The following is an 11,110-nucleotide window of genomic DNA, read 5'->3' on the forward strand; positions in this document are numbered from 1 at the left end:
CTGACACCCTTTCATCACCAGCAGGCTGGCTCCCACATTAATCGTGTTTAAAGGTTGACCACGTTGACGAATCGCGAGGCCGCGGTTTCGTCGATCTTCAGGCTGGTGAAGTCGAACAGGTTACGGTCGGCCAATTGCGACGGAATCACGTTCTGCAGGCTGCGGAAGATACTCTCGGTGCGGCCGGGAGTCTTGCGCTCCCACTCTTGCAGCATGTCCTTGACCACCTGGCGCTGCAGATTCTCCTGAGAGCCGCAAAGGTTGCACGGAATGATCGGGAACTGCTTGAAATCCGAGTAGGCCTGGATGTCTTTCTCGTTGCAGTAGGCCAGCGGGCGGATCACGACGTTGCGGCCATCGTCGGCGCGCAGTTTCGGCGGCATGGCCTTGAGCGAGCCGTTGAAGAACATGTTGAGGAAGAAGGTTTCGACAATGTCATCGCGGTGGTGCCCGAGGGCCATCTTGGTCGCGCCAATTTCATCGGCAAACGTGTAGAGCGTACCGCGACGCAGGCGCGAGCACAGCGAACAGGTGGTCTTGCCTTCCGGGATCAGCTCCTTGACCACCGAGTAAGTGTCTTTCTCGACGATGTGGTACTCGATGCCCAATGCTTTCAGGTACGCCGGCAGTACGTGCTCGGGAAAGCCCGGCTGCTTCTGGTCCATGTTCACGGCCACGATCTCGAACTTGATCGGAGCAACCTTCTGCAAATGCAGCAGCACATCGAGCATGGTGTAGCTGTCCTTGCCACCGGACAGGCAGACCATGACCTTGTCGCCCTCTTCAATCATGTTGAAATCGGCAACAGCCTCACCGGCCTGACGGCGAAGGCGCTTTTGCAGTTTGTTCTGGTTGACCGTGAGAGTGCCCATGACGCGAATCCGTGAGGTGTGACGAAAGGCCGGCATTTTACGCAAAAACCCTGCGCGAGCGAAGTGCTCCTACCTAAGATGGAACTGCGATTACCACTAGGGTTTACAGCGCGATTTGCTCTAAGCCCCTTCCACATGTACGGGTAAGTCCTTTCTATACTGCGACATAAGGTCGCACACATATCCAGACCTTTACTTACTTGGCCACCTTGGCCCGTAGGCGCTCCACTGGGGGGCGACGGTAAAAACAAGAGGAGTGACTGGCATGATCCATCACGTAGTGGGGCTCTTCACCCACCCTGACCAAGAATGGAAGGAGATCCGTGGCGACCAGGAGGAAAGCATCAGCCACATGTATCTCACCCACACCCTGATTCTGGCGGCGATTCCTGCCGTGTCGGCGTTTATCGGCACCACGCAAGTCGGCTGGGTCATTGGCAATCGAGCGCCGGTGATGCTGACTCAGGAAAGCGCACTATGGATGACGGTCATGTCGTATCTGGCGATGCTCGGCGGAGTTGCCGTAATGGGCGCGTTCGTCCACTGGATGGCCCGCACCTATGATGCCAACCCGAGCCTGGCGCGTTGCGTAGCGTTTGCGACCTATACCGCGACACCGCTGTTCATTGGCGGGCTGGCGGCGCTGTATCCACACATGTGGCTCGGAATGATCGTCGGCACCGCGGCCATCTGCTACACGGTGTACCTGCTGTACGTGGGGCTACCGACGTTCATGAACATTCCATCTGACGAGGGATTCCTTTTTTCAAGTTCGGTGCTCGCCGTAGGGCTGGTGGTCCTGGTGGCCATCATGGCGTTCACTGTGATTGTCTGGGGACTGGGCGTGGGGCCCGTCTATACCAACTGACCGCGCACATAAACTATAAGATCTGCCAATACAGGCCGCCGCAAGGCGGCCTTTTGATGTGCCTGGATGGAGAACGGCGACGACCATTCGGCGCTTGGGCGATTCGCAAGCACCCAGGGTTGCGGCATACTCGACCTCTCTGGAGACCCATCAAGCATGCCCGAGCAACTCAATACCCGCGTCGAAGATTGTTACCTACTCGCTGAATCCTTTTTCAAACGTCCATTCAAACGCCCCGTGGTGAGCCTCAAGCTGCGCGGGCAAAAAGCCGGTGTCGCGCATTTGCACGAGAACCTGTTGCGCTTCAATCCGCAGCTGTACCGGGAAAACACTGAAGACTTCCTTAAGCAAACCGTGGCTCACGAGGTCGCGCACCTGATCGCCCATCAGTTATTTGGCGACCGCATCCAGCCCCATGGCGAAGAGTGGCAACTGATCATGCGCGGCGTGTACGAATTGCCACCCAATCGTTGCCACACCTATGACGTCAAACGCCGAAGCGTGACCCGCTATATCTACAAATGCCCGTGCGTGGACAGCGACTTCCCGTTCTCCGCCCAGCGCCATGGATTGGTGAGACAGGGGCGGCGGTATTTGTGCCGACGGTGCCGCAGCACGTTGGTGTTCAGTGGCGAGATGCGGGTCGAGTAGCTGGATTTATGGTGTTTGTACTGGCCTCATCGCGAGCAGGCTCCCACATTGGATCTTCGGCGCGCCACACTTCCAGTGTACGAGTGAGCCTGCTCGCGATAGAGCCTTCAGCCCCCCTACACAACCACCTTGGCACGCCGCAATTCTTCGATCCGTTGAACGCTGAAACCAAGTTCCCCCAATACCTCATCCGTATGCGCCCCCAACGCCGCACCGATATGCCGTGGTTCAGGCAGGCCCTCTGAAAACTTCAACGGACAGGCCATCTGCGCTTGAGTCGTCCCATCAGCTCGCGGCACTTGCGCCACCAACTGCCGCGCCTGCAACTGCGGATGCCGCACCGCTTCGCCCAGGCTCAGAACCGGCTCGACGCACGCATCGAGTTCAGCAAACAGTGCACATAACTCGGCATAGTCATGTTTTTCGAATTCGATCTTTAGCGCGTCTTTCAGCGCTTTTTGCTGCGCAGGCTTCGGTGACAGCCCCAACGCCGCCAGATCCTCCACACCCAATGCTGTGCACAATTGCTTCATGAACGGGGGCTCCAGGCTGCCCACCGACAGCCAGCGTCCGTCACGGGTGCGGTAATAGTCGTAGAAACTGCCGCCATTGAGCATCTGATTCTCACGACCCGGCTCTTCGCCACAGGCCAGATACCCTGCACCGGCCATGGCGTTCAAGCTGAATACGCAATCGGTCATGCTCACGTCGATATGCTGCCCCTGCCCCGTCTGTTGCCGGGCAATCACCGCCGCCAGCAAGCCGATGACGCCATGCAACGAACCACCGGCGACATCAGCCACTTGCATGCCCAACGGCAGCGGCCCGCTGTCCGCACGGCCGGTGTGGCTGGCTAGTCCCGCCAGCGCCAGGTAATTGATGTCGTGGCCGGCGCGGTCTTTATAGGGGCCAGTCTGCCCGTAGCCGGTGATCGACACATAGATCAGCCGCGGATTGATCGCCTTCAGCGCTTCATACCCCAGGCCCAGCCGTTCCATCACGCCGGGGCGGAACTGTTCCAGCACGATGTCGTGGTCTTGCAAAAGCTGCTTGATCACCTCCAGCGCTTCAGGCTGCTTGAGGTCTAGGGCCAGACTGCGTTTGTTGCGGTTGAGGTAGGCGTGGCTGGCGGAAACGCCCTGGTCATGAGGTGGAAGCACGCGCAGCAAGTCCATCCGTGTGGGCGATTCAATGCGCAACACCTCAGCGCCCATGTCGGCCAGTAATAACGAGGCAAACGGCCCCGGTAGCAAGGTGGAGAAATCCAGAATCTTGAGTGATGCCAGTGGACCAAGCATGAGTAACCTCCGGTGCGATCTCTCAAGCCTAGGCAGCCAACGGCATTGCAGCAATCACCTGATGCGTCAGCCGCAGTGACCGTTGCGCTCAAATCGCAGCCAAAAAAAACCCGCCGAAGCGGGTTTTTCATTTTCAAGCCGTCTTATTTGACGTTGCTTGGGGTTGGGCCTTCAGCGACGCCCAGGTCATCTTCAACGCGCTCATCGGAGATACCGCGACCGCCGGAAGCCAGCTCGGCGTGCATCACGTCGACGTCCAGTTCCTTGACCCACTTGGCCACAACCAGGGTGGCAACGGCGTTACCCACCAGGTTGGTCAGGGCACGGGCTTCGGACATGAAGCGGTCGATACCGAGGATCAGCGCCAGGCCGGCAACAGGCAGGTGGCCAACCGCGGACAGTGTCGCAGCCAACACAATGAAACCACTGCCGGTCACGCCTGCGGCGCCTTTGGAAGACAGCAGCAACACCACCAGCAGCGTGATCTGGTGAGTGATGTCCATCTGGGTGTCGGTCGCCTGGGCAATGAACACCGCAGCCATGGTCAGGTAGATCGCAGTGCCGTCGAGGTTGAACGAGTAGCCTGTCGGGATCACCAGACCTACTACGGATTTCTGCGCCCCCAGACGCTCCATCTTGATCAGCATGCGCGGCAGGACCGATTCCGAAGAAGAAGTACCCAGCACGATCAGCAGCTCTTCACGGATGTAGCGAATCACTTTCAGCACGCTGAAACCGTGGGCGCGAGCGATACCGCCCAGCACGATCAGGATGAACAGCAGGCAGGTGATGTAGAAGCAGGCCATCAACTGACCCAGCTGCACCAGCGACCCGACACCGTAGGCTCCGATGGTGAATGCCATGGCACCAAAGGCACCGATAGGGGCAAGCTTCATGATCATGTTGATGATGTTGAACATGACGTGGGCGAAACGATCGATGAAGTCCAGGATCGGCTTGCCATAGGCACCCAGGCGATGCAGGGCGAAACCGAAGATCACGGAGAACATCAATACTTGCAGGATGTCGCCCGTTGCAAACGCGCCGACGATGGTGTTCGGAATCACGTTGAGCAAGAAGCCAACGACGCTTTGATCAGCACCGGCCGCGACGTATTGAGCCACTTTGGAGGCATCCAGCGTGGTGACGTCGATGTGCATGCCAGCGCCCGGTTGCACAATGTTCACCACGACCAGACCGACCAGCAGGGCGATGGTTGAAACGATCTCAAAATACAGCAGCGCGTAGCCGCCGGTCTTGCCAACCGACTTCATGTTCTGCATGCCCGCGATACCGCTGACGACGGTGCAGAAGATGATCGGGGCAATGATCATTTTGATGAGCTTGATGAACCCGTCACCCAGCGGCTTGAGGGCGACACCGGTCTGTGGGTAGAAGTGACCGAGCAGAATGCCGATGGCGATGGCAACGATCACCTGGAAATACAGGGATTTATACAGTGGCTGACGAGTCGTCATTGCAAAGTTCCTCAAGAGTGCCGGCTAACAACATCCATCTGTTGTCATGACACCTGAATTGCGAACCCTCCTGCACTGGAGGGATTTGTTTTTTCGAGCTGCGCGACGGCAGGCATCTGCTCGTTGTATCGCAAGGCCCGTGCCACCTTCGCCAAATCACCTGCGAGCCTTTTGACATCAAGGGTTACAGGTTTTTTGTTACATCCGAGGGTCATCACTTCAGTGGCGGATTTCCGCCCATCTGCTCAATCACTTCATGGGATTTGGCGGATATCCGCCTTGTCCATCACCCGAATCCGCGTCTACTATCCGCCGTTCAATGGACGGACTTGCCTTCTATGCGTGAACGCACCATCGCCAGTCACTTCGCCCGCGCCGCCCTGGGTGGTGCGCGTCGCTGCGGGTACGATTATTCAAGCCTGCTGCACCAACTGAACATCAGCCACGAGTTACTCGACGAGCCTCGCGCACGTATTGCCCCGGAACAGTTCACCCAGTTGATTCAGGGCCTGTGGCTGGTGATGGATGACGAGTACCTGGGTTTCGGGCCTACGACCAGCAAACCCGGCAGTTTCGCGATGATGTGCCATGCCTTGATCCACTGCCGAAACCTGGATAAGGCGCTCAATCGCGGCTTATTGTTTTATTCCCTATTCCCTGAGGGTCCGCGGCTGACCCTGAGCCGTGAAGACGAAATGATCCGCCTGAGCCTGGACGACTCGCAGTTTCGCGACCCGGACCATTTCCTCACCGAGAGCCAGTTGATGGTTTGGCATCGCCTCGGCAGCTGGCTGATTGGCCAGCGCATTCGACTGGAACAGGCGACGTTCAGCTACCCCAGGCCCGAACATGGCGCCGAATACGACCTGCTGTTCCCGTGCTCCCTCGTGTTTTCAGCGGCCCAGAGCAGCCTGGTGTTTCACAGTCGCTATCTGAATATGCCGCTGCTGCAGGATGAACGAACCCTCAAGCACTTTCTTGAGCGCTCGCCCGCCGACCTGCTGTCCCGCCCGGATGACGGCGACAGTTTGAGCAGTCAATTGCGGCGCTTGCTCAGTCGCGATAGTGCTCGTTGGCCAGATCTGGAAGCGGTGGCCACGCACCTGCACATCAGCGCGCAGACGTTGCGCAGGCATCTGCGGGAAGAGGGTTCGAGTTTTCAGGAATTGAAGGATCAGTTGCGCCGGGACATTGCGATTTATCACCTGAGCCGCGCGGACCTGTCGTTGCAACAGATCGCCGAACAGTTGGGGTTCTCCGAGCCCTCGGCGTTTCATCGGGCGTTCAAGAAATGGACGGGGTTGACGCCGGGGGCTTATCGGGCGCAGGAGAATTGAGCGTTTTCGGATGAAGGTGCCCGTGAAAGCATCTGCAAATCTCCCGGTCAAACCGCCGAAAAATGAATCCTGAACGCCGCTCCGCCCATTGGCGAGTCCTCCAATGTCAGCGTGGCGGCGTAGCTTTCGATGATGTCCTTGACCACCGCCAACCCGATCCCCTGCCCCGGATGCTGACGATCCAGACGTTCACCACGCTGAAGAATCCGCGCGCGCTGGTTCGGTGGTACACCGGGCCCATCATCCTCAACGCATAATTCGATGCCACCCAGGGAATCACGCACGCTGATGCGCACTTCACCGAGGCACAGGCGATAGGCGTTTTCCAGCAGGTTGCCCATCATTTCCAGCAGCGCGCCCTGCTCGATCGGCACATAACAATGTTCCGGAAGATCGAAGGCCACTCGCACGCGCTTGTCGCGATACACCTTGTCCAGCGTATCGCAAAGGCTCTGCAGCACTGGACGCAGGCGCACCTGATGGCGCACCAGACCGCTCTTGCGCAGGCTGGCGCGTTGCAGCTGATAGCTGATCTGCTGGCTCATGCGCTCGATCTGGGTTTGCAGTACCCAGGCCTGATCGCGATCTTCCGGACGTTGGGCCATGTCCTCGCTGACCCCTTGCAGGACGGCCAACGGAGTTTTCAAACTGTGGGCCAGGTCGTCGAGGGAATCACGATAGCGGCTGCGTTGCTCACGTTCGCTGTGCAGCAAGCGGTTAAGGGAACCGGTCAGGCGCAGCAGTTCGCGCGGGTGTTCTTCGCTGAGGCTTTCTCGAGTCCCGCCTTCGATCTCGTCCAGCTCCTGGCTCAGCCGGCGTAACGCCCGCAACCCCCAGGTCAAGCCGATCCACAGCAATGCCAGCAGTACCAGCAAGGCCGCGCCGAAGCCCAGATAGAGGTTTTCCCGTAAGCCTTCGAGGGTGATTTCGTATTCACGCACCGGTTGCAACGCAACGATGCTGAACGCTGCACTTTTGCCGCCGAGCAGTTTGATCTCGACGTCATAAACAAAAAACTCTTGCCCATTGGTCTCGCGAATTCTCGCGAACTCGTTACCGCGCCCGTCATAACGAGGGGTGTAATTGATGTGCTCTTCCTGAGTACCTTTGGAGCGCCAGACCAGGCGCCCGTCGCGATCATAGATGTAACCGAGTAATCGGCCCTCGGTCAGGTTGAAACGCTCATCTGGCAACTGTGCCGGCATCTGCAAGCGATTGTCTTCCACCCGAGCGGCAGAGATCAGCGTGGTCACGTCCGACGCCAGGCGTTGTTCGATGGAGTCCTGCAACGCCAGGCTGAACGCACCCTGCATCGCCGGCAGCAACGCCAGCATGAACAACACCGCCAGGGTGGTGGCGGCGAGCATCAGGCGAACACGTAGCGAACGAATCAAGTGCAACGCTCATTGAACAGGTAACCGAGACCACGCACGGTGTCGATGGGCTTGAAGCCGCCCGGCCCTTCAAGTTTTCGGCGCAAGCGACCGACCAGCACTTCAATGACATTCGGATCGCGCTCATCGTCGTCCGGGTAGAGTTGTTCCATCAGCCGATCCTTGGGGACCACCTGCTGATGATGGCGCATCAGGTACTCGAGAATCCGATACTCATAGGCGGTCAGCGCCAGCGGCTGTTCATCGAGTGACGCCTGTTTGCGATTGAGGTCCAGCAGCAGCGGACCGGCGACAATGGTTGACTGGGTGAATCCGCTGGAGCGACGTAACAAGGCATTGAGTCGAGCGTCCAGCTCTTCGAACTGGAACGGCTTGACCACAAAATCGTCGGCACCGGCGGCCAGGCCTTCGACCTTGTCCTGCCAGTTGCTGCGTGCGGTGAGAATCAGGATCGGAAAGGTTTTTCCGCGCGAGCGAAGTTGGCGGATCAGATCAAGCCCGCCCATACCCGGCAGGCCGAGGTCGATCACCGCCAGGTCATGATTGAACTGCTCGGCCTGGTACAGCGCCTCTTCGGCATTGGCGACGGACTCGACCACGTGGCCGATATCCGTCAGGCGGGTATGCAGGTGATGGCGCAACAGCGCTTCATCTTCAACGACCAGCAGTTTCATAATGCTCTCCCAGGCAAATCAACTTCTCCAGAGACGCAACGGCGCGCCTCGACGGCTAACATGGCGACGCCGGATCACCCTTTTGAGTTGATCCGGCGCAGACTTTTCGCGACGTGCTTTTTAGAAAGCGTAGTTCGCCGACAGATACGTCTGGGCACTGCTGGTCAAACCCAGCGATCCCTGCTTGCTGCCGCCACGCTCGCTCATCTCGGTGCTGGCGTTGGTTCGCAGGTAACGATAACCCAGTTCAACCGACGTGTTTTTCGAAACCTGTTGCAAGACACCCAATTGTCCGCCAACGGCGTAACCAATGTTGCTGTCGCGGCTGAAGCTTGAAGATTCCTGGGTGAGTTTGGTGATACCGGCTGTGGCCCCGCCAAACAGCTTGGTACTGCCGCCTACCGGGTAGAAAAGGTCATAGCTGCCGAGGAGGTTTTCCTGGCGCAGTTTAATGCCGTTGTGCGAACCCGACACGTTGTCGTAGGTAGCGTAGTAGCGGCCCTGGGTGTTTTGCTTACCCAGACGCACACCCCAGGTGCCGTCCTTGCCGATCACGCCGTCGGCGTTCACGTGGTTGAGGTTATCGTTCAGGGCGTGGGACTTTTTGACCTTGTCGCTGGTCTGTCCAAGAGTAAGGCTGGCGAAGGTGTCATCGGCGGCGTATGCAGCAGTACTTGCGCCAAGAATAGTGAACGCCAGAAGCAGTTTTTTGAATCCAGTCATGGGGAGTTTCCTTATGTGCTGTGTGCTCGTTGGGTGTGAGGCAAGACTACTGAGCCCGCCCTGAACTCCCCCTGAACGCCTTCTGAACCTAAGCTGAACCAGATCACCCAGGTTTTTCCGATGATTTTCTCGCAGGAGATCCGACCATGCGTGCGTTCCTTGCCTTCGTGTTACTGGCCTTGAGCGGGCTCGGCCAAGCAGCCGTCAAGACTCAGGAAATCCCCTATCAAAGCGCCGACGGCACGAAGCTGATCGGCTATTACGCCTACGACGATGCCCTCAAGGGACCGCGACCCGGCGTTGTGGTGGTGCATGAATGGTGGGGGCTCAACGACTATGCCAAGCGCCGCGCACGGGACCTGGCAGGTCTGGGTTACAGCGCCCTGGCGATTGATATGTATGGCGATGGCAAGAACACCGAACACCCGAAAGACGCCATGGCCTTCATGCAAGCCGCACTCAAGGACAGCGCCGCAGCCAGTACACGCTTTCAGGCAGGGCTGGACTTGCTCAAGCAACAACCGCAAACCGATCCTGACAAAATTGCGGCGATTGGTTACTGCTTTGGCGGTGGTGTTGTTTTGAATGCGGCGCGGCAGGGATTGCCGTTGGCAGGTGTGGTGAGTTTCCACGGCGCGCTGGCAACCAGCACACCGGCAGCACCGGGCAACGTCAAGGCGAAAATCCTTGTGGAACACGGGGCGATGGACAGCATGGTCACGCCGGAAAACGTCGCGGCGTTCAAGGCGGAAATGGACAAGGCCGGGGCGGACTACAAATTTGTCAGCCTGGAGGGCGCCAAGCATGGGTTCAGTAATCCTGATGCGGATCGGCTGAGTCATGGCGACCATGGTGGACCCGACATCGGCTACAACAAGGCGGCGGATGAAAAGTCGTGGGCGGATATGCAGGCGTTCCTCAAGAAAATTTTCTCCTAGGAACACCGAGCGCTTAAAAGCACAGCAAAGCTCCCGGTGGCGAGGGAGCTTGCTCGCGCTGGGTGGGAACTCCCTCGCCACAAACGATCTATCGACACTACCCAGTCCGAAGGCAACCCGGCAAAATGCCTGACATGAATCCCGACCCCGCCCTACCCGCCTGCTGCACCCCACTCGACGCCCATTGGCCGTTGCCAATCGCGCTACCTGATACGATTTTGTTGAGCACTCACTTCGACAGTTCTCAGCTGACCAGTGATGATTTTCGCCGCAGTTCGATCGAGCCGCCCTCCAGCATCCAACGCTCCGTTGCCAAGCGGCAGGCGGAGTTTCTCGCCGGGCGGATTTGCGCCAGAGCCGCATTGCAACAGTTGGAGGGCGTGGGGTTCAGTCCGGCCATTGGCGAAGATCGAGCGCCGGTATGGCCTGGGCATATCACCGGTTCGATTACCCATAGCACCGGACGCGCCGCGGCGATTGTCGCAAAGAAAACCCATTGGCGCGGTCTGGGTATGGATCTGGAAAACCTGCTCAACCCGGAACGGGCCGAGCGTCTGGCGGGTGAGATTCTCACCGGCCCGGAGTTGCAAAGAATGGCCGCGGGTCGACGAGATCAGTTGGCGATGCTGGTGACGCTGACATTTTCGGTGAAGGAAAGCCTGTTCAAGGCGCTGTATCCGATCGTGCAGCAGAGGTTCTATTTTGAACACGCCGAAGTGCTGGAATGGAGCGAGACCGGGGATGTGCGGATCCGCTTGCTGACGGATCTGTCGAGTGAGTGGCGTAATGGGGTTGAGCTGGACGCACAGTTTGGGATCATGGATGGGCAGTTGTTGAGTCTGGTCAGCATCAAGGCTTGAAGCGTTGTGGGGGACGT

The 11,110-nt window shown here is 58.5% G+C and carries 11 protein-coding genes; 5 read left to right on the forward strand and 6 right to left on the reverse strand.

The genetic code is table 11. The features are described 5' to 3' along the window. Positions 1–47 precede the first annotated feature (47 nt). Positions 48–872 (reverse strand): tRNA 2-thiocytidine(32) synthetase TtcA, encoded by an 825-nt coding sequence (gene ttcA, locus H7698_RS25235; RefSeq protein ID WP_162437948.1) that lies wholly within the window; start codon positions 870–872, stop codon positions 48–50. A 265-nt stretch (positions 873–1,137) separates the two neighbouring features. On the opposite strand from ttcA, the gene H7698_RS25240 reads away from it, so the two are divergent. After that, on the forward strand, positions 1,138–1,740 hold the full coding sequence (locus H7698_RS25240; RefSeq protein WP_162437947.1) for a Yip1 family protein: 603 nt from the start codon (positions 1,138–1,140) through the stop codon (positions 1,738–1,740). A 156-nt stretch (positions 1,741–1,896) separates the two neighbouring features. Then, complete coding sequence (locus H7698_RS25245) at positions 1,897–2,391, forward strand: SprT family zinc-dependent metalloprotease (RefSeq protein WP_162437946.1); 495 nt, start codon at positions 1,897–1,899, stop codon at positions 2,389–2,391. A gap of 116 nt (positions 2,392–2,507) precedes the next feature. Here H7698_RS25245 and H7698_RS25250 read toward each other — a convergent pair whose 3' ends face one another. Then, a complete protein-coding gene (locus H7698_RS25250; protein WP_194693127.1) occupies positions 2,508–3,689 on the reverse strand; it encodes a CaiB/BaiF CoA transferase family protein in 1,182 nt (393 codons plus the stop codon). A 143-nt stretch (positions 3,690–3,832) separates the two neighbouring features. Further along, the gene (locus H7698_RS25255) at positions 3,833–5,167 is read right to left on the reverse strand and encodes a dicarboxylate/amino acid:cation symporter (protein WP_194693128.1); all 1,335 of its coding nucleotides are present in this window, start codon (positions 5,165–5,167) and stop codon (positions 3,833–3,835) included. 338 nt (positions 5,168–5,505) lie between these two features. Here H7698_RS25255 and H7698_RS25260 point away from each other — a divergent pair, with 338 nt between their 5' ends. After that, positions 5,506–6,504 (forward strand): AraC family transcriptional regulator, encoded by a 999-nt coding sequence (locus tag H7698_RS25260; protein WP_194693129.1) that lies wholly within the window; start codon positions 5,506–5,508, stop codon positions 6,502–6,504. 47 nt (positions 6,505–6,551) lie between these two features. Here H7698_RS25260 and H7698_RS25265 read toward each other — a convergent pair whose 3' ends face one another. The 3 genes from H7698_RS25265 to H7698_RS25275 all read right to left on the reverse strand — a co-directional run bounded on the left by H7698_RS25265 (position 6,552) and on the right by H7698_RS25275 (position 9,295). After that, the gene (locus H7698_RS25265; RefSeq protein WP_194693130.1) at positions 6,552–7,898 is read right to left on the reverse strand and encodes an ATP-binding protein; all 1,347 of its coding nucleotides are present in this window, start codon (positions 7,896–7,898) and stop codon (positions 6,552–6,554) included. After that, a complete protein-coding gene (locus tag H7698_RS25270) occupies positions 7,895–8,572 on the reverse strand; it encodes a response regulator (RefSeq protein WP_194693131.1) in 678 nt (225 codons plus the stop codon). Before H7698_RS25270 ends, H7698_RS25265 begins: the two co-directional genes overlap by 4 nt. Before the next feature lie 120 nt (positions 8,573–8,692). After that, on the reverse strand, positions 8,693–9,295 hold the full coding sequence (locus H7698_RS25275; protein WP_194693132.1) for a hypothetical protein: 603 nt from the start codon (positions 9,293–9,295) through the stop codon (positions 8,693–8,695). Positions 9,296–9,441: 146 nt separating this feature from the next. Between H7698_RS25275 and H7698_RS25280 the strand changes: the two genes are divergently transcribed. Beyond that, positions 9,442–10,233 (forward strand): dienelactone hydrolase family protein, encoded by a 792-nt coding sequence (locus tag H7698_RS25280; RefSeq protein WP_194693133.1) that lies wholly within the window; start codon positions 9,442–9,444, stop codon positions 10,231–10,233. 134 nt (positions 10,234–10,367) lie between these two features. Beyond that, complete coding sequence (locus H7698_RS25285) at positions 10,368–11,093, forward strand: 4'-phosphopantetheinyl transferase family protein (RefSeq protein ID WP_208525863.1); 726 nt, start codon at positions 10,368–10,370, stop codon at positions 11,091–11,093. Positions 11,094–11,110 lie beyond the last annotated feature (17 nt).

It is taken from the genome of Pseudomonas sp. p50(2008), from assembly GCF_015351605.1.
Lineage (GTDB): Bacteria > Pseudomonadota > Gammaproteobacteria > Pseudomonadales > Pseudomonadaceae > Aquipseudomonas.

What these genes read in the sequence shown, in the direction of transcription:
- ttcA (WP_162437948.1), bottom strand. Translation starts at nt 872, where the DNA reads ATGGGCACTCTCACGGTCAACCAGAACAAACTGCAAAAGCGCCTTCGC.
- H7698_RS25240 (WP_162437947.1), top strand. Translation starts at nt 1,138, where the DNA reads ATGATCCATCACGTAGTGGGGCTCTTCACCCACCCTGACCAAGAATGG.
- H7698_RS25245 (WP_162437946.1), top strand. Translation starts at nt 1,897, where the DNA reads ATGCCCGAGCAACTCAATACCCGCGTCGAAGATTGTTACCTACTCGCT.
- H7698_RS25250 (WP_194693127.1), bottom strand. Translation starts at nt 3,689, where the DNA reads ATGCTTGGTCCACTGGCATCACTCAAGATTCTGGATTTCTCCACCTTG.
- H7698_RS25255 (WP_194693128.1), bottom strand. Translation starts at nt 5,167, where the DNA reads ATGACGACTCGTCAGCCACTGTATAAATCCCTGTATTTCCAGGTGATC.
- H7698_RS25260 (WP_194693129.1), top strand. Translation starts at nt 5,506, where the DNA reads ATGCGTGAACGCACCATCGCCAGTCACTTCGCCCGCGCCGCCCTGGGT.
- H7698_RS25270 (WP_194693131.1), bottom strand. Translation starts at nt 8,572, where the DNA reads ATGAAACTGCTGGTCGTTGAAGATGAAGCGCTGTTGCGCCATCACCTG.
- H7698_RS25275 (WP_194693132.1), bottom strand. Translation starts at nt 9,295, where the DNA reads ATGACTGGATTCAAAAAACTGCTTCTGGCGTTCACTATTCTTGGCGCA.
- H7698_RS25280 (WP_194693133.1), top strand. Translation starts at nt 9,442, where the DNA reads ATGCGTGCGTTCCTTGCCTTCGTGTTACTGGCCTTGAGCGGGCTCGGC.
- H7698_RS25285 (WP_208525863.1), top strand. Translation starts at nt 10,368, where the DNA reads ATGAATCCCGACCCCGCCCTACCCGCCTGCTGCACCCCACTCGACGCC.